Origin of the sequence: Mucilaginibacter sediminis, assembly GCF_051903035.1 — a bacterium.
Classification (GTDB): domain Bacteria; phylum Bacteroidota; class Bacteroidia; order Sphingobacteriales; family Sphingobacteriaceae; genus Mucilaginibacter.
The window spans coordinates 1,175,622-1,193,132 of the sequence record NZ_CP170602.1; the positions used below are offsets into that span (position 1 = coordinate 1,175,622).

Annotated in this window: 17 protein-coding genes; 8 read left to right on the top strand and 9 right to left on the bottom strand. The window is 41.5% G+C overall.

The window, feature by feature from the left end:
• Nucleotides 1-58: 58 nt before the first annotated feature.
• From ACFGVS_RS04665 to ACFGVS_RS04685, 5 genes are all read right to left on the bottom strand, one after another.
• Nucleotides 59-421 (bottom strand): DUF6717 family protein, encoded by a 363-nt coding sequence (locus ACFGVS_RS04665; protein WP_439697667.1) that lies wholly within the window; start codon nt 419-421, stop codon nt 59-61.
• Nucleotides 422-595: 174 nt separating this feature from the next.
• Entirely contained in the window at nt 596-2,434 is a 1,839-nt protein-coding gene (locus tag ACFGVS_RS04670) for a gliding motility-associated C-terminal domain-containing protein (RefSeq protein ID WP_439697668.1), read from the bottom strand.
• A 273-nt stretch (nt 2,435-2,707) separates the two neighbouring features.
• Entirely contained in the window at nt 2,708-3,883 is a 1,176-nt protein-coding gene (locus ACFGVS_RS04675; protein ID WP_090649752.1) for an aldose epimerase family protein, read from the bottom strand.
• Nucleotides 3,884-3,927: 44 nt separating this feature from the next.
• Nucleotides 3,928-4,986, bottom strand: a complete 1,059-nt coding sequence (locus ACFGVS_RS04680) for a UDP-glucose--hexose-1-phosphate uridylyltransferase (protein WP_439697670.1) — start codon at nt 4,984-4,986, stop codon at nt 3,928-3,930.
• 222 nt (nt 4,987-5,208) lie between these two features.
• Nucleotides 5,209-5,694 carry a hypothetical protein gene (locus tag ACFGVS_RS04685; protein WP_439697672.1) on the bottom strand — a complete coding sequence of 162 codons (486 nt, stop codon included), beginning with the start codon at nt 5,692-5,694 and terminating at the stop codon, nt 5,209-5,211.
• A 229-nt stretch (nt 5,695-5,923) separates the two neighbouring features.
• Here ACFGVS_RS04685 and ACFGVS_RS04690 point away from each other — a divergent pair, with 229 nt between their 5' ends.
• Nucleotides 5,924-6,643, top strand: a complete 720-nt coding sequence (locus ACFGVS_RS04690; RefSeq protein ID WP_274208541.1) for an RluA family pseudouridine synthase — start codon at nt 5,924-5,926, stop codon at nt 6,641-6,643.
• A gap of 218 nt (nt 6,644-6,861) precedes the next feature.
• Here ACFGVS_RS04690 and ACFGVS_RS04695 read toward each other — a convergent pair whose 3' ends face one another.
• A complete protein-coding gene (locus tag ACFGVS_RS04695) occupies nt 6,862-7,032 on the bottom strand; it encodes a hypothetical protein (RefSeq protein WP_439697674.1) in 171 nt (56 codons plus the stop codon).
• A gap of 221 nt (nt 7,033-7,253) precedes the next feature.
• Between ACFGVS_RS04695 and ACFGVS_RS04700 the strand changes: the two genes are divergently transcribed.
• The gene (locus ACFGVS_RS04700; RefSeq protein WP_439697676.1) at nt 7,254-8,723 is read left to right on the top strand and encodes a hypothetical protein; all 1,470 of its coding nucleotides are present in this window, start codon (nt 7,254-7,256) and stop codon (nt 8,721-8,723) included.
• Nucleotides 8,724-9,028: 305 nt separating this feature from the next.
• Nucleotides 9,029-10,039, top strand: coding sequence for a glutamine synthetase beta-grasp domain-containing protein (locus tag ACFGVS_RS04705; RefSeq protein WP_090649735.1), 1,011 nt, complete (start codon nt 9,029-9,031; stop codon nt 10,037-10,039).
• Between the two features lie 59 nt (nt 10,040-10,098).
• Here ACFGVS_RS04705 and ACFGVS_RS04710 read toward each other — a convergent pair whose 3' ends face one another.
• Nucleotides 10,099-10,512 carry a gamma-glutamylcyclotransferase family protein gene (locus tag ACFGVS_RS04710; RefSeq protein WP_439697678.1) on the bottom strand — a complete coding sequence of 138 codons (414 nt, stop codon included), beginning with the start codon at nt 10,510-10,512 and terminating at the stop codon, nt 10,099-10,101.
• A gap of 130 nt (nt 10,513-10,642) precedes the next feature.
• On the opposite strand from ACFGVS_RS04710, the gene ACFGVS_RS04715 reads away from it, so the two are divergent.
• From ACFGVS_RS04715 to ACFGVS_RS04730, 4 genes are all read left to right on the top strand, one after another.
• Nucleotides 10,643-12,001, top strand: a complete 1,359-nt coding sequence (locus ACFGVS_RS04715) for a glutamine synthetase family protein (protein WP_439697679.1) — start codon at nt 10,643-10,645, stop codon at nt 11,999-12,001.
• Between the two features lie 148 nt (nt 12,002-12,149).
• On the top strand, nt 12,150-12,539 hold the full coding sequence (locus ACFGVS_RS04720) for a GxxExxY protein (RefSeq protein ID WP_439697681.1): 390 nt from the start codon (nt 12,150-12,152) through the stop codon (nt 12,537-12,539).
• A 170-nt stretch (nt 12,540-12,709) separates the two neighbouring features.
• Nucleotides 12,710-13,747 (top strand): hypothetical protein, encoded by a 1,038-nt coding sequence (locus ACFGVS_RS04725; RefSeq protein ID WP_090649728.1) that lies wholly within the window; start codon nt 12,710-12,712, stop codon nt 13,745-13,747.
• A gap of 52 nt (nt 13,748-13,799) precedes the next feature.
• Entirely contained in the window at nt 13,800-14,669 is an 870-nt protein-coding gene (locus ACFGVS_RS04730; RefSeq protein ID WP_274208547.1) for an HAD-IIA family hydrolase, read from the top strand.
• Nucleotides 14,670-14,722: 53 nt separating this feature from the next.
• Here the strand turns inward: ACFGVS_RS04730 and ACFGVS_RS04735 are convergent, their stop codons facing one another.
• Nucleotides 14,723-15,127, bottom strand: coding sequence for a MerC domain-containing protein (locus ACFGVS_RS04735; RefSeq protein ID WP_439697683.1), 405 nt, complete (start codon nt 15,125-15,127; stop codon nt 14,723-14,725).
• A gap of 137 nt (nt 15,128-15,264) precedes the next feature.
• Here ACFGVS_RS04735 and ACFGVS_RS04740 point away from each other — a divergent pair, with 137 nt between their 5' ends.
• Nucleotides 15,265-15,900: a sphingomyelin synthase family protein gene (locus ACFGVS_RS04740; protein WP_255369854.1), complete on the top strand. Its 636-nt coding sequence runs from the start codon at nt 15,265-15,267 to the stop codon at nt 15,898-15,900.
• Between the two features lie 70 nt (nt 15,901-15,970).
• Here the strand turns inward: ACFGVS_RS04740 and ACFGVS_RS04745 are convergent, their stop codons facing one another.
• Nucleotides 15,971-17,470: a gluconokinase gene (locus ACFGVS_RS04745; RefSeq protein WP_439697684.1), complete on the bottom strand. Its 1,500-nt coding sequence runs from the start codon at nt 17,468-17,470 to the stop codon at nt 15,971-15,973.
• Nucleotides 17,471-17,511: the final 41 nt, after the last annotated feature.

The following is a 17,511-nucleotide window of genomic DNA, read 5'->3' on the forward strand; positions in this document are numbered from 1 at the left end:
GCGGCTGTTCCTGTTGGGATAGCCGCTTTTTTTGCTGAACATGGTTTTAAGCATTCAGCTATTGCTTGTTAGTTTCCACTTTCTTGAAATAAATAACCTCTGGCAGTTTGCCAAACACAAATTCGGTAACACCACAAAGCCACATTTTTTGGTTAAGCTCTTCGCCGTTGTATCGGCCAAGCAGGTAAATACCGCCACCCACATGGTCTCGATAATCTTCAACAAGTTGAAGTGGAGTTGCGTTTTCAAAAGGTTCTTCGGCCAGCTGCAGTTCTACTTCGCGGGCACCCTGGCCAACATAGTCAAGCATGATGTCGGCACCTTCAACCATTTCCAGGTCGGCATGCATACCTTGCCAGTCGGGCAGGTTAATATACCAGCGGTTGGTGGGTTCTTTAATGAATTTGTAGGACGTAAGCATGAGGTAAAGTTAGTAATTACAGCTTAAATCTCATCGACCTCTTTCTACTCCCCAATCTCATCAGGAATATTACGAAATCAGAAGGTTGGGTGATTACCTTGTATTCGGCTTACAATTGCGCAACGGCTGGTACATCCAACACTCCACCAAAGTCTTGATACTTGATACTATACTTCAATACACCAGCACCACATACCCCGATCGTACTGCGCTGCCATCCTTCAAATCAATAATGTAATAATAGGTGCCCGCAGGAAGGCGCCTGTTTTTATAGGTTCCATCCCACGGATGGGCGTAGCCGGTGGATGTGAAAAGCTTTTGGCCGTAGCGGTTAAATATATTTACCGTACAGGTAGCAAACTGATCTAAGTGCTGAATATCCCATATGTCATTTACACCATCGTGGTTGGGGCTGATGGCGTTGGGGATCACCACATCAAGCGGCAGCACTTTTATAATCAGGCTGTCGGTAGCCGTACATGTATTTTGGTTTTGCACCAGCAAGGTGTATTTGGTTGTTTGATTTGGGGTTGCTATGGGGTTGAGTATGCCTGGGTTATCAAGCCCGGTGGCAGGGCTCCATTTCGTGGTCATTATATCGCCGGTTGCAGTGGCTTTTAACTGGATGGCATCGCCCTGGTGAATGGTTACGTTGGGGCCTGCATCAACTACAGGTTGCGGTAACAGCGTTGCTGTAAGTGCATTGCTTGTTGCTGTGGGTATAGTAAGGCACAGGTTGTGTGGGGTTACCTGGCAGGTTATTATATCGCCGGTTATAAGGCTGTTGGTAGTAAATATAAAGCTGTTGGTACCGGCATCGGTGCCATTTACCTGCCATTTAAGCGTAGGCTCCCTGCCACCGTTAAGCACTCCTGCCTCAAAAGTGATAGAGTTGCCCTGGCAAACGTTGCCGGTTAACTGACTGATACTTATTGACGGCACTACCGGCGTAGTAAAGCTTACATTGATGCTGCCATCGCTACAACTGGCTACCCCATTTGTAGCCATTACGGTATAAGTTGTTGGCTGCATTGGGGCTACAGTGATGGATGGGGTGGTTTCGCCGGTTGACCATTTAAGGGCAACGGGTGTTTTCTCAACGGTGGCGCCAATGATGAACAGGCGCTGGCCGTTGCCGCCATGATCATTTACCACAATGCTGTCTATACGCGTTGGTGCAGGCATCTGGATGCGCACATTATCCAGCCGGTTTTGCCGGTTGGGCGATAACCACACGTTTGTAGTGCTGGTGTTATTGATTTGGTTGGTAAACTGGGCAGCGTTAAAGTCGCGGATGTCCTGGTTGCCTATAAGGTCTTTTTTGTACACCTCGGCACCATTGGCCCAAAAGCTTACGCTTACATACGACGCCGGGCCGGGTACGCCAAAATAGGTATTGGCCAGCAGGTTGATGGCCACAGCACCATCCTCGTTAACGGGAATAAAAAGTTTACGCGGATCGGGTCCGGTAGCGTTGCTTGCATTCCAGCCGGTAAAGGTATCACTCCATGGGTAAAGGATATAAGGGATACCATTGAATGTAACATTCCCCGTAGGGCAGTTAACAAACTGGTGCCCAAAAGTATTAGTAGAGATGTTGAAATTGAACTGGTTTGAAAAATCGACCTGTTTATATTTGGCATAAGCCGCACCCGAAACATCGGCCTGGAGTACCATAGTGCTGCCAGGGCAAATAGCGGTATCATGCTGCACAATAACAGGCGGCGAAAGGATGGTCATGGTAAGGGCGTTGCTGTTGGCGATATTAAATGTACCGTTAGGCCCAGGGATACTTACCCTGCATTGCACTACATCAGCATTAACAAGTGTACTACTGGTAAATTTATTTTGATTGAATCCAACGTTAATTCCGTTTACCTGCCATTGGTAAACCGGTAATACGCCCACACCTGAGGCCACTGCTGTAAATGTAATAGGCTGCCCAACACAGCCGCTGGTTGGTTGCGAACCGATGGTAACCAACTGTGCATTACCTTTTGTATTAAATACCAATTGAAAGGTGCACAACAAAACCAACCAAAGACACTGCTTTGTAGGTAACCGCTGCTTAAATAATTGGGTTGACAATAAAGAGTTCATTGTTGGCTGGTGGAAATATACAGTTTAGATGTGAGATTTGAGATATGTGATTTGATATGAAAGGCCAGTTTGGCGCTCCCTGAAGTTAAGAACAATAGGCAGGTCGTCTTTCGGTCCTCCCAGTCGGGCAAAAAAAAGATCCGGTCAAATGACCGGATCTTTTCAAAATATCTAAAAATCGCAAGCTTATTTTATCACCGAAAACTTATACAGCGATTGAGTTTTATAAGTCTCGCCCGGCTTAAGTTCGGTTGATGGAAATTGCGGCTGGTTTGGCGAATCGGGGTAGTGCTGGGTTTCCATTGCAAACGAGGTACGAAACTCGTCCTTAATACCGCGTTTCATGGCGTTTTTGGCCTGCATAAAGTTACCACTATAAAACTGCATACCGGGCTCTTCGGTATAAACTTCCATTTTAATACCACTTTTATCACCGGTTACGGTAGCAATCGGGATTGTGATATCGTGTTTGTTAAGCACAAAATTATGATCGTAACCTTTGCCGTTTTTCAGCTGCTGATTATCGTCATTAATGCGTTTGCCAATAGTTTCTGGTTTGGTAAAATCAAACGGCGTACCTTTTACCAGCTCAATTTTACCTGTGGGAATTAAACCGGCATCAACCGGGGTATAATTATCCGCATCAATTTGTACCAAATGATTAAGGATAGTGCCACTCCCTTCGCCGTTCAGGTTAAAAAACGCGTGGTTGGTTAGGTTTACCACGGTTGTTTTATCGGTTTGGGCTTCGTAAACGCATTTAAATTCGTTGTTGTCGGTAAGGCTATAAACCACCTTTATGGTAAGATTGCCTGGGAAACCTTCTTCCATATCTTTTGACAGGTAGGTAAGCTCCAGGGTGGTCGAATCAATTTGTTTGGCATCCCAAACAACACTCTGATATCCGTTTTTACCGCCATGTAACGTGTTTGGCGGGTTATTGATAGATGACTGATAATCTTTACCATCAATTTTAAAATGACCTTTGGCAATCCGGTTACCAAAACGGCCTATGGTAGCGCCATAATAAGGTTCAGTTGATTTTTCAAAACCTTCTACACTTTCATAACCTAAAACTACATCAGTAAGTTTACCATTCTTATCGGGTACCAGCAGGCTTACTATACGCCCACCATAATTGGTAAAGGTAGCGGTAACGCCATTTTTGTTTTTAAGGGTGTAAAGATGAGTTTGTTTACCATTGATGGTTGATTCAAATGCAGCAGCGAATGATTTGGTGCTATCCGTTTTGGTGCTATCTGTCATACTGGTTTTCTGTTGGGTTGATGGTTGATTACAAGCTGCCAAAGATAGGCAAGCCGGTACCATAATTAATGATAGATTTTTAAATAAGTGATTCATAAATAGGTGTTGTGTTGTATTGGTTGGTTTAAAAGTAATGTTTTTTACGCTCCTTTCGCTTTGTAATGAATTTCGCTTAGTGCACGCAGCTTTTCGGCAGCGTATTCTGCAGTAATATCGCGTTGCGGGTTGGCCAGCATCTCGTACCCAACCATAAACTTTTTCACGGTTGCCGACCGTAGTAGCGGCGGATAAAAATGCATGTGCCAGTGCCAGTAAGGATGTTCGCCCATGTTAACCGGCGATTGGTGCATACCTGCCGAGTAAGGGAACGAGGTTTCGAACATGTTATCGTACCTCACGGTGAGTCTTTTAATGGCATCAGCAAGGGCGTGCTTTTCTTCATCTGTAAAATAAAGGATGCTGGTAACGTGCCTTTTGCTGATGATCATGGTTTCATAGGGCCAAACCGCCCAAAACGGTACCAGTACTACAAAATGATCGTTCTGAAAAATAACGCGTTCCTGGCGTTTAAGTTCAAGCGCCAGGTAATCGCCAAGCAGACTGCTGCCTTTTTGCTCAAAATGAGATTTTTGCTGCTGGGTTTCTTTAGCTACCTCAACCGGGATGCTGTTTTGCGCCCAGATTTGCCCGTGAGGATGGGGGTTGCTACAACCCATAATGTCGCCTTTGTTCTCAAATATTTGGATATGTTTTATCCAGGGGTATGATGCCAGGTTTTCAAATTCAGATTGCCAAACATCAACCACTTTGCGAATCTCCGTAGTTTCCATTTGCGGCAACGTAAGGTCATGCCGGGGCGAAAAGCTGATAACACGGCAAATACCTTTTTGGCTGTTGGCTACCAATAGTTCATCATCGTTAAGGCCGCCATCGGGTGTATTTAGCAGTAACGATGAGTAGTCATTAGTAAAAACAAAGTTGCCTTTATAATCAGGATTTTCGCTGCCATCTGCACGCTTGTTGGTTGGGCAAAGATAACATTGCGGGTCATAAGCGGGGCGGTCGTTAGCCTGTGTGGCTTCTACCTTACCTTGCCACGGGCGTTTGGTACGGTGCGGTGATACCAGGATCCAATCGCCGGTTAAAATATTTAAACGACTGTGCGGATGCTCTTTAAGATCGAAATTATTAGTTTCCATTGTGTTATTTGTACAGGTTTTATTGGCTTATGGCAATTGGTAATTGCGTTTGATTTTTCAAAAGTAGAAAAATAAATGTAAATACTACATTTAAAATAAAAAAGATTAAACGATCTATTGCCAGCTAACAGAAGCATAGGCCTTAAACCCGTCGATAAAACGTGTTACACAAAAAAAGCGATGACCTGTAAGGTGCATCGCTTCCAAACTAATATTAAAAAATTATTTAGCTGCCAAAGCTTTTTTCTTAACTGTTGTAGCTGCCTTCGCCGTTTTAGTCGCGGCTGTTTTTTTAACCGCGGCAACGGCACCTTTGGCTTTGGCCGAGATCTTTTTTGCTTTTGTTTCGGCCAGGGCTTTTACATCGGCAGCTTCTTTTCTTGCCACGATGGTTTCATTTTTTGCTTTGGCAGTAATCTTTTTTGCTTTTTCACTCGCCTCGGCTTTTACTTTGGCTACTGCAGTTTTTGCCTTATCGGCGGCTTCAGTTGCTTTTTTTGTTACATCAGCTTTTGCAGCAGTCACAGCCTTTTTGGCGGTTGTTGCTTTTTTTGTGGTTACCTTTTCTTTAATATCTTCCAGTTTATCCGCTGCGGCTTCTCTTACGTCTTCGGCTGTATCTTTGGTACCTTCCCACAAATGTTCAATTGTTTCTTTAACCTTCTCAAAAAATCCCTTTTCTTCAGGTTCGGTTTTGTTAATGCTCATGTTGTTTTTACAGTTAGATTGTTGCTTAACATAAAACAAATACTATTCCATGGTTATACTATCTAAGCAAATGGCCTTAATTTAAGTTTATTGTACTTTTTTAAGGCCATATTACAAGGTCATTTGACTCCGTGTTTAACACCGTGCACTCGTTGTTGTTATTTAAAAAATTGACGGCAGGCGTGTTATCATTATTATAAACCGTATTTTTGCCGGCTATATATAAAATATGAAGTTTCCGAAATTTGCCGACCTGATACTATTTGAGAACGATGATGTTATTGTAGTTAATAAACCCCCTTTTTTGAGTTCGCTCGACGAGCGTGAAGGTGGCGAGGTGAATTTATTGCGACTGGCTAAAGGATATTGGGAAGATGCACAAATTTGTCATCGACTGGATAAAGAAACTTCGGGGGCGCTTATTATTGCCAAAAACCCGGAAGCTTACCGAATGGTATCGATGCAATTTGAAAAACGGCAGGTAAAAAAGGTGTACCATGCGATTATTGACGGCACCCATACCTTTGATAACTTACTGATTGACCTGCCGATATTAAACGTGGGCAAGGGCAACGTAACGATTAGCAGGCAGGAAGGCAAACGTGCCGAAACCTGGTTTCAATCACTAAAATACTTTAAGCATTATACATTGGTGGAGTGTCGCCCGGTAACAGGCCGTATGCACCAGATAAGGATTCACCTGGCTACCCAAAGGGCTTCAATAGCCGGCGATGAAATGTACAAGGGTGAGCCTGTATTTCTATCTAAAATAAAACGGAAATATCATTTAGGGAAAGACCAGGAAGAATTACCTATCATGAAGCGCTTTGCGCTGCATGCATACGAAGTTACATTCAAAATACCCCCCGGGACAGAAATCACCATACATGCCCCCTATCCCAAGGATTTTGAAACGTTGCTGAAACTGTTAGAAAAATTTGATAGTTAACTTTCCAGCTGCCTATGATCCGCTCCCGGATAAACAGCCAGCTTTCTCTTCGATGAAGGACACATCTGTATTAAGTTAATAAATCCGATATTAAGGCGCGTCCGTTACTTTCATGGCAAAACTTTCCGGACTGATCCAGCTAACACGATGGCACAGGCTGCAAATAAAAAAAGACAACCTTTTTTATGGTTGTCTTTTTTACACAGGAGCCAAAACTACTATTTGTATATAGTGTCTTTCAACAGCGTAGTTCTTATATATATAGTGTCTTTTTTACCAGTAGCTACTCCATTAGTAATAGTTTTCTTAGGCGCTATAGTTTCCTTTTTACAAGAAAAGTAACATGTGGCAACAATAATTGCCATAATTAAAAGTGCGGTTTTTTTCATAATAAACTGGGGTTAGTTTTTTTCAAAATTAACATAAATATGCGTTAATATCAAATAAATAGAAAAATAATTTCTGTAATACGAATGTGGCATCTAATTCATTCCCCTCCTTTTTTTAACACAAAAAAAAACAATAAGTCATTCCCGGTATACGGATAATTTAATTTATATGTTTGGTTTTGTCTTTAGCAAGTGTATTTTTATCCTAAATTGCCGGCACGTTGAAAATACTGCGCTATATCCCTATACTATTATTATTTATTTGTCTCTCTAAAGTGACATGTGCCCAATCTCATGCTAAAAAAGACAGCCTGATAGATTATATTTTGATAAAAGACCAAACAGAAAGGGAAACAAAAGTTACCCGGTATGTAAAGTCGTTTTTTCAAAATGCTCCTTTAAACCAGCTCATCGATAAAAAGAAAGATGTTACAAATACGTTTGCCACGTTTAACTTTGATAATAAATCGTCGATGCTGTATTTCATGGAAAGCATCTATCAGAGAAGACTCAACAATTTAAAGGAATCTCAAAAATCATTGATAAAAGCTATTGATGAAGCGCACAAAAGCAGCGATCATTTTTTACTTCAACAATATTTTATCCACCTCGCATTTTTACAAACAGATGAAGGTAATTTTATTGAAGCTTTAAACAGTTACGATTTGGCTAAACAGGAAATCAAAAAACTAAATAATCCCAGTTTAGAGCTTATACTTAACGTTAATATATCAGATGTAGATTATAAAAGCGGCTTATACAGCCAATCGTTATCCTATCTTAACCAGGCTCAAAAGATATTGGAAGAAAATAAAATTAACCGTCCGGCTATTTCAACCATCATCACTTATAACAAAGCTGAAAACTATTTTAGGACTAACAATTACGATTCGCTAAAAACCTATCACGAAAAACTATTTGATCCAACATACAAGAGTTATAAATTATACACCTATCAAAAACGTACCGGTTATTACCTAAGCCTGCTGAAGCATGATTATAAAGGTGCGATAAAACTAATCAACTCGCTATTAAAAGATAGCTTGTATGTTAAAAGCGACCTGGAGGAACAGCTTTTGGCCGATGCTTATTTAAGCAACGGCCAAATTGATTCTGCAAAATACATGGTAGATAAACAACTGGCCCAACCATCTCAAATAAACCATCCCGAAATAAAATATCATTTATATGAAGTGCTTGGGGAAATAGCTGAACGTAAAAATGACAGCAAGTTGGCAGCAAGCAGCTTTAAACTGGCATTGAGCCAGTTAAAGCAAAACCTCAATAATCTTTCGCAGGCAGGCAATAAGTCATCGCAATTAAAAGTAAATGAAGTACAAAGCTTGTATTATGTAAACTTACTAAGGTATGAACGCGAACGTTTATGGATGATATTTGCCATTGTCATTGCTGTTTTAGCGGTTGTTGTTGTGGCTATTTTTTACCGCAGCAGCAGGCAAAAACGCCATTATGAGCAGTTATTATTCGCCGCCAAAAAACAAGAGCTGGCCACAATCAACTCTCATGAAGTACGTAAGCACCTATCAAACATATTGGGCCTTCTTGACCTGGTTAAGGACATTGAAACCAAAGAAGAACTACTTAAAATACGCAAACATTTATTATACTCGGCCGAGGAACTGGACAAAAATGTTAAAAACGTTTCAGAAAAGTTAAGCGAAAAAGATTGATCTCGTAATCAGCCAACATAGGGCGAAATTTTTAGGTATTCCCATTTACAATTCCCCGCTGTTTTGCATTCTTTTTAAAATTCAGCATTACCATAGGCGTAAAAATACTAAATCACTAAAAATACCTCCAATTAGATTAATTATTATGCATTTACAGTTAAAACGTGGTATTTGTTGAAAAAAATTATAAAAAAATCACAAATTCATGGTGATTTTTGTAAAAATAATTTAAATTCGCCTTGTTAATTGGCGAGATTAATACAAAAACTATCAATAGAACCCCAACTTTACAAATTAATTAAAAAATGGCAACTAAACTCGAGTACATTTGGCTTGATGGGTACAAACCAACACAAAGCCTGCGTAGCAAAACAAAAATCGTTAAGGATTTCAGCGGTAAAGTAGAAGATCTGGATAACTGGAGCTTTGACGGCTCATCAACTGAACAAGCACCAGGTGGTTCATCAGATTGTATCTTAAAACCAGTTTTTGTATGCCCGGATCCGCAAAGAAAAAGCGCTTACCTTGTTATGTGCGAAGTTTTAGATTCAACAGGAAAACCTCACGAGTCAAACGGTCGTGCCCTTATACAGGATGATGATAATGATTTCTGGTTTGGTTTTGAGCAGGAATACTTTTTATGGGATCCTAAAACCAACAAACCGCTTGGTTTCCCGGCTGGTGGTTACCCAGGCCCGCAAGGACCATACTATTGCTCGGTAGGCGCAAACAATGCTTACGGCCGCGAAATTGTTGAAGAGCACTTAGACGTGTGTTTAGAAGCCGGCTTAAATGTTGAAGGTATCAACGCCGAAGTAGCAGCAGGTCAGTGGGAATTCCAGATCTTCGCTAAAGGCGCTAAAGAAGCTGGTGACCAAATCTGGGTTGCACGTTATTTATTAGAAAGAATTGGTGAAAGCTATGGCGTATCTATCAACTGGCATTGCAAACCGCTTGGTCAGTTAGACTGGAACGGTTCTGGCATGCACGCTAACTTCTCAAATACTACCTTACGTACTGCAAACAGCAAAGCTACTTTCGAAGCTATCTGCGAGTCATTCCGCCCGGCTGTTTCTGAGTGTATCGCTGTATATGGTGCCGATAATGATCAGCGCTTAACCGGTAAACACGAAACTGCTTCTATTACCGACTTTAGCTATGGCGTATCAGATCGTGGTGCTTCTATTCGTATCCCACTTTATGCAGTTGAACACAACTGGAGTGGTTACCTGGAAGATCGTCGTCCTAACTCGGCTGCCGATCCATACAAAGTGGCTGCGGTGATTATTAAAACTGTAAAAACAGCTAAAGTTTAATCCCCCTTATATCATTAATTTCCCCTGGTTTTAAAAAGATCAGGGGATTTTTTTTGCCCCTATTGTTTTTGTTTGAAATACTGCAGATAATCGCCTTTGGTTATTTGAAACTTCCCTTCCAGCGGCCATTTATAAATATATACCCAACAGGCAACAATTCCATTTTCTGTCTCAATATTAGTCAGGCTCCTGGTATACTCATGAGGCTCAGGCTCACTTGGGCCTATTCCTTCATATTCATCAATAACAGATAAAATTTCAACAGCGTCATCCATCAAATAAATGCTGCCGTATACAAACAGATTACTATTTATATCATTAATTGCTGCCGGATATTCGCCTATATCATAAAGTCGCCCCCTGAATTTACCTTCGCCAACCAACCTACAATGTTGTTGTAAATAAGCGGCATAAGGGTTACCCTGAGCCAATAAAGTTCCATAAACAAATAAATACCGGTTAATTGCTGTCATTATAAAATTGCATAAAACAAAGGTAACAGCAAAATCGTATCAATACTTGTAAACACCAATAGCATTTTTTTATGTTTACATCGTAATGGCTATGTTACCCAACTAAAACCAGCCTTATAACTTATATACCATGAATACCAAACAGATTAAAACCTATATAGAAGAAAATAACATCCAGAAAATAAAATTCGCTTTTGCTGATATTGATGGCGTTTTACGCGGTAAAGTTATACATCCCAAAAAATTCATTGAGGGCCTGCAAAGCGGTTATGGTTTTTGCGATGTAGTTTTTGGATGGGACAGCAATGATGCCTGCTATGATAATGTGCAACTTACGGGCTGGCATACTGGCTACCCCGATAAGTTATGCCGCATTGATCTGAACACTTTAAGAAACGTTCCGTGGCAGGATAATATCCCCTTCTTTCTGGCCGATTACAGCGACCCTAATGGTAACGCCCTGCCGGCCTGCCCGCGTAGCCTGTTAAAAAAGATAGTTAAAGAATGCGAAGGCCTTGGCTATCATGCCGAGTTTGCGCAGGAGTTTGAGTGGTTCAACTTCAGGGAAACACCGCAATCCATCAATGACAAAGGCTTTACCAATATTAATACCCTTACGCCGGGAATGTTTGGTTATTCCATACTCCGGACATCACAAAACAGCGATTTTTATTACGCCCTGTTTAACTTGCTTACACAATTTAATATACCCATAGAAGGTTTACATACCGAAACCGGCCCCGGCGTTTACGAGGCTGCCATTGCCCATGACGAGGTTTTGGCCGCGGCCGATAAGGCTGTGCTATTTAAAACAGCAGTTAAAGAGATTGCCAGTAAACATGGCATCATGGCTTCATTTATGGCCAAATGGAACGAAAACCTGCCAGGCTGCAGTGGTCACATACACCAAAGCCTATGGAGTAAGGATAAGGCCCACAACTTGTTTTATGACAATAACGATATACATAAAATGAGCGATATACATAAGCATTACCTTGCGGGGCAACTGCATTGCATGCAACACTTATTGCCCATGTACGCCCCTACAATTAACAGTTACAAACGACTTGTTGAGGGCGCCTGGGCGCCAACCACCATTACATGGGGGGTAGATAACCGCACCACAGCCCTGCGTGTTATTAATACCACGCCAGGTTATACCCGCCTGGAAACCCGCATACCGGGCTCAGATACAAATCCTTATTTGGCCATAGCGGCAGCATTGGCTTCTGGTTTGTACGGTATAAAAAACAAGCTGCCACTAAACATCGAACCTACCACAGGCAATGGCTATGAAGATAAACGCAACGGCGTATTAGCCAAAAACCTGTTTGATGCCGCCACAAATATGCAAAATTCGTCATTAGCCAAAGAGTTGTTTGGCGAGGGCTTTGTTGAGCATTTTACCCAAACACGACTATGGGAGAATCGCCAATACGCAAAACATGTTACTGATTGGGAATTGAAGAGGTATTTTGAAGTGATATAATTTCCTTCTGAACTCGGATTAAGCAGATTTTTCGGATTTTTGGATTTGATTTACATGATCGCAAGTCTTTTACAAATTTAAAAATCTGACAAATCCATTAATCTGCTTAATCCGAGTTCAGACAAAATCAAAACATAAACGACAAAGAATGCACCAATTAAAGCATGACGAAATCACCCGGCAGATTATTGGCTGCGCAATGAAGGTTCACTCCACATTAGGCAACGGATTTCAGGAGAAGATATATCAACGGGCGCTTGAGTTAGAAATGGCATCTGCAGGACTTGTTTTTGAACGGGAGATGGACATGCCTATTTATTACATGAACCAACAAATTGGAGAGCGCCGGGTTGATTTCTTTGTTGAAGGCTTAGTAATGGTTGAGTTAAAAGCTATTATCCTACTGGAAGACGTTCATCTGGCCCAAGCTATCAATTATTTGGAAGCTTATAATATGGAGGTTGGCCTACTAATAAATTTTGGCAGCAAATCACTGACCTTTAAACGTTTGTTAAACAAAAAATTCAAACCAAATTAATCTAAATATATCCCACGCAAATCAAATCCAAAACTATCAAAATATACCGCACGCAAGTCAAATCCAAATAATCCGAAAAATCTGCTTAATCCGAGTTCAGAAAAAACATTATGCAAATCACATTCCTTATTCCATTTTATTATCTAATCTTTGTAGCCTAAATTATGTAAATGGACTTTTCTTTAATTGTTAAAAAAGCATGGGAAGGGTATGACGCGTCCAAAACTATCAAGTTTATTGAGGACATCAGCGCCATGGTATCTACCAACCATGTATACCGTATTACCTTTGATGACGACGATATCATTATTGCCAAGCTATCTTATTTTGGTAAGTTTGAGCACTTTAAAGAGGATCACCGCATCATCCAAACCTTAGCCAATAACCTGCTTTATCCTTTTGAAAATTTACTTGCACGCTCGTTACTTAAAAATAACAGGGTATATATTTATCATTATAAGCATGGCAAAACTGATGCCTGGGTGGTATTTTATAACCCAACGCGTATACTAAACCGCCTGCCGCGCCGCCTGGATGACAACCATATTAAAAAGCTTGGGCAACAAGTGGGTAAGTTTCATAAAGCCTGTTCGAGGGTTAAAAATGTACTTCCAAAATCCTCAAAAACTTTACGTACCGATATTTCGTCGTTGATGCACCAGTTGGAAACCAACGAGAAACAATTTGGCACTGCCATGCAGGCCGATTTTTTGAAGTATCATTGCGAAACTTTCATGAAAAACCGGTCGAAATACAACATGAGCTCTTTCGAGATTATCCCGGTTTTTATCGACTGGAACATCGGCAACTTTTCGGTAACCCCAAGCCTTGAATTGTATTCCCGCTGGGACTATGATTGGTTCAGGATGAGCTATCGAGTGCTTGATTTTTACTTTTTCAGCCGGGTGGTATCAGACATTGGCGACCGTACGGTATTTAGTTATGTGATTAACACTATGATGGAAGATAGATTTATCTTATTCCTGAAAGAATATCATAAAGTAAACCCGCTTACCGCCGACGAAATAAGATTTATGAAAGAAGCGTACCGCTTTTTTATCCTCAATTATGTAATTAAGGACGGCAAGCACTTTTTTAGCGAACAATATGCTCAAAAATTGCAAACCGAGGCATTTAATGTTTATTTACCATCGGTAGACAGGGATTTTGACGCGGAAAAAATCATCGAGGCGCTTAAATTAAAATAGGCTTTGAGTTAATATTTAAGCATATTGCAGCTTAATTAAAGCAAACGCAGGTATGAACAGGATAGACAACTTTAAATCTATAATAGACAGGTACAAAGTTGTTTTTTTTGACGCTTTTGGGGTACTAAAAAACTATAAAGGGCTGCTGCCGGGCATCGAAAACACGTTTGCCTACCTTGATCAGCAAAAAAAGGATTACTATATTGTTACCAACGATGCATCGCGCAGCCCGGCACAACTGGCAGAATCATATAATAACAAAGGCCTGCTTGCCATAACTCCGGATAAGATCATCTCATCTGGCATGCTTACTAAAGAGTATCTTGACCTGAAAGTGAATGACGGTATTGTGGCTTACCTGGGCACGCCAGATTCTGCACATTATATAGATAGCTCGGGGCTGCACACCCTGCCCGTAAGCCAGATTGATGCTTCGAATATTGATAAGGTAAATGCGCTGGTGTTTTTAGATGATGAGGGTTTTGATTGGTTTGAAGATTTAAATAAAACGGTAAACATATTACGCAAACGCACCATCCCGGCCATAGTTGCCAATACAGACCATGCGTATCCACTCAGCAAACACGACGTATCGATAGCCATCGGCGGAATTGCCCACATGATTGAAAAAATTGTTGGCAAGGAGTTTATCCGCTTTGGTAAACCAGACTCGCAGATGTTCATGTTTGCCTATGATTTGCTGCGCGACCAGGGACCAATCAGCAAAAAAGATATTGTAATGGTTGGCGACACCCTGCAAACCGATATTTTGGGTGGCAATAAGTTTGGCCTTGATACTGTACTGGTGCTATCCGGCAACACTCAGGCAGTTGATGCCGAAAACCGTATAAATGCCACCGGTATTGTTCCTACCTTCGTTTGTGATTCGGCTGTTATTGAGCATGGAGAATTAGCATTTTAAGCTTTACTATCCTTCGCCAAGCACGTGAAGCAAAAAAATGCGAGGCCTTTCAATCAGCAGGCCGCCCCTTTGGAGATACCCGGATGCGGCCCTGCGCATCTGTAATTAATAAAATGAGCTACCGCTATCAATACCCCCCCGGCCGGCACAATAATACCCTCCATTCGTCCACTCAAAAAAACATGTCCAAGCATAATAATTGCAAAGCCGGTTACTAATAAAATTACCGGCAATGGCCGCCTGTGGATGCGCAGGTAAGATAAGCCTATCGAGTATAAACCTATCATCAGCGCAAAAATGATCATCCCCCACTCCACCAGCGGCAACGCCAAAAAACTCAGGCCAATAAGTGGCAGGCCGGTAAAAACAAGCGGCACAACCGCACAATGAATAGCGCATAACGTAGATGCTGTTATACCAATCCTATCTATCCTTGCCGTAGTCTTATGGTAATTCATGCCACAAATATAATATTAACGCAACAAAATTGCATTTAAATTTGTTTTATATTTGCCAATAACTTTAACATTGGTGTAACATATTATTAATAATCGCGTCAATAATTACCTTTGCAAATCATTTTCCTGATATAATTTTGACCCAGATTACGTTACATAGAATAAAAATTAACTGGCAAACCGCGTTTAATACGAGCTTAAAACGGGTAAGGCTTATTATTGGCACCATGCTTATTGTGGCGATAATTAATACGATGCCTTCTTTTTTTAAAGCTATTGAACAACGCCATGGCGTAGTGCTGCATGATTTGGTACTGGCAAATTTGCCGGCGCTCGACGTATCGATACCAATTTTTGCGCTAATATGGGGAATGGGTATCCTCATGACAATCAGGACACTTTACAAACCGGATATAGGCATAAGCTACCTTTGGACTATAATTTTCGTATGTATAGCCCGCTTTATAACATTAACCCTCGTCAACCTGGATCCGCCGGTGGGGCTTGTCCCCTTGATTGACCCGCTTACCGGATACTTTTACGGGCATGCCGCAATAACCAAAGACCTTTTCTTCTCGGGCCACACATCAACCCTCTTTTTAATTTATTTAAACCTCGAACGTAAAAACGATAAACGCATTGCACTTGCCGCCACTATCATTTTAATGTTCCTGCTGCTCATCCAGCATATTCACTATACCATGGATGTGCTGGCTGCCCCGGTTATTGTTTACTGCTGCCATCGTTTTACCAAAGCGCTGGGTTTTAAATAAGCGGACAATCATTTCAACTTCATTTTTTCAGAAAACGCTAATGCAACTTTAATGCTTTACGTTTACCTTTTCAGATGCCCAGGTTATTAACCAGGTGCATGGTATCCTTTAAATCGAGGTAAAGCTTTTTAAAAATAACGAAGGTTTTGTTATACAATTCATGATTTTGCTGTTTAGGTCTTATAATGGTTTCACTATTCACATGAGTTAGCGCATCATAACTTTCGGGATGCATTATTTGCATGGCGAGATAAACAGCCCCTACAGCAGATGCGTCTTCAGGTTGCAACACCACCAGTTTTTTGCCGGTAATATCAGCCAGTACCTGTGTCCAGGTGCCCGAACCTACAAAACCACCGCTTATATTAACCTGGGTAATAGCAACAGAGGCATCCTCAACCGTTTTAAGCACATCATATAAAGCGAAACAAACCCCTTCAAGCGCAGCCCTTAAAAAATGGGCCTGGGTATGGCCTGGCTTAATATTGAAGTATGCGCCGCTGGTTTTGGTGTCCCAAAGGGGAGCACGCTCGCCGTATAGATAAGGTAAAAATAAAAGGCCGTCGCTGCCGGCTGGTACTGTTTCAATGGTATTGAATAAAGCATCATAATCGGCACCTGTTAGATTATTTTTTTGTAAAAAGTTTTTCAGCAGCCAGTTTATCGCAATCCCACCGTTATTTACAGCTCCGCCGCACACATAGGTGTTTTGGTTAAGCAGGTAGTTAAAGGTCATGCCCTGGTAATTATAAACAGGCACCGGGCTGGTAATACGTACCGCCCCGCTTGTACCAATAGTGAGGGCCGCTACCCCCGGCCCTATAGTATGGCTGCCCAGGTTTGCGCAGCAGCCATCGCTTGCACCTATAATAAATTTGGTATCAGCTGGTATGCCCAGCAAGTTTGCCGTAGCAGCGTCAAGATTGTCCTTGTAATAAGTGGTATTCACTGGCTCTGATAATCTATCGGCAGTTATACCGGCAAGCTGGCAGGCTTCATTGCTCCATTGCAATTTTAAAATATCGAAAAGTCCTGTGGCCGAGGCGATAGAATAATCAATTTGGAAATCATTAAACAGTTTAAACCAGATAAACTCTTTTATCGATATAAACATATCTGCCTGCGCAAACAGACCGGAGTTATTTGCTTTCAGCCAAATGAGCTTGCATAAGGGCGACATGGCATGAATTGGCGTTCCTGTAATGCGGTATATCTCCTCCCCTTTTGGCGAGTTCCTTAAATCCTGGGCTATATTTTCGGCACGGGCATCGGCCCAGGTAATCATGGGTGCCAACGGCGTGCCTGTTTTATCAACGGGGATAATACTATGCATCGCGCTGCTAAAGCTAAACGCCTGCGGCGCATACCCTATTTTAACCACTATCTCCTGCACGCATTGTACAAAAGCATCCCAGATAATTAAGGGGTTCTGTTCGCTATAACCGGGTTCGGGGATATCAATACCGTAATGCTGTTGGCTTACCCCCAATGCCTGGCCTGTTAATGCCACAGCTACAGCCTTTGTGCTGCCAGTACCAATATCAATACCTAATATATATTCCTGCATCATCTATCAGCCAAAATAGGATTTATCTTTGGGATGGCGGAAAT

Excerpts from the sequence above, each read along its gene's own strand:
- ACFGVS_RS04730 (WP_274208547.1), top strand. The coding sequence starts at position 13,800 with ATGAACAGGATAGACAACTTTAAATCTATAATAGACAGGTACAAAGTT.
- ACFGVS_RS04720 (WP_439697681.1), top strand. The coding sequence starts at position 12,150 with ATGCACCAATTAAAGCATGACGAAATCACCCGGCAGATTATTGGCTGC.
- ACFGVS_RS04715 (WP_439697679.1), top strand. The coding sequence starts at position 10,643 with ATGAATACCAAACAGATTAAAACCTATATAGAAGAAAATAACATCCAG.
- ACFGVS_RS04705 (WP_090649735.1), top strand. The coding sequence starts at position 9,029 with ATGGCAACTAAACTCGAGTACATTTGGCTTGATGGGTACAAACCAACA.
- ACFGVS_RS04680 (WP_439697670.1), bottom strand. The coding sequence starts at position 4,986 with ATGGAAACTAATAATTTCGATCTTAAAGAGCATCCGCACAGTCGTTTA.
- ACFGVS_RS04735 (WP_439697683.1), bottom strand. The coding sequence starts at position 15,127 with ATGAATTACCATAAGACTACGGCAAGGATAGATAGGATTGGTATAACA.
- ACFGVS_RS04710 (WP_439697678.1), bottom strand. The coding sequence starts at position 10,512 with ATGACAGCAATTAACCGGTATTTATTTGTTTATGGAACTTTATTGGCT.
- ACFGVS_RS04665 (WP_439697667.1), bottom strand. The coding sequence starts at position 421 with ATGCTTACGTCCTACAAATTCATTAAAGAACCCACCAACCGCTGGTAT.
- ACFGVS_RS04675 (WP_090649752.1), bottom strand. The coding sequence starts at position 3,883 with ATGAATCACTTATTTAAAAATCTATCATTAATTATGGTACCGGCTTGC.
- ACFGVS_RS04690 (WP_274208541.1), top strand. The coding sequence starts at position 5,924 with ATGAAGTTTCCGAAATTTGCCGACCTGATACTATTTGAGAACGATGAT.
- ACFGVS_RS04685 (WP_439697672.1), bottom strand. The coding sequence starts at position 5,694 with ATGAGCATTAACAAAACCGAACCTGAAGAAAAGGGATTTTTTGAGAAG.
- ACFGVS_RS04695 (WP_439697674.1), bottom strand. The coding sequence starts at position 7,032 with ATGAAAAAAACCGCACTTTTAATTATGGCAATTATTGTTGCCACATGT.
- ACFGVS_RS04745 (WP_439697684.1), bottom strand. The coding sequence starts at position 17,470 with ATGATGCAGGAATATATATTAGGTATTGATATTGGTACTGGCAGCACA.
- ACFGVS_RS04725 (WP_090649728.1), top strand. The coding sequence starts at position 12,710 with ATGGACTTTTCTTTAATTGTTAAAAAAGCATGGGAAGGGTATGACGCG.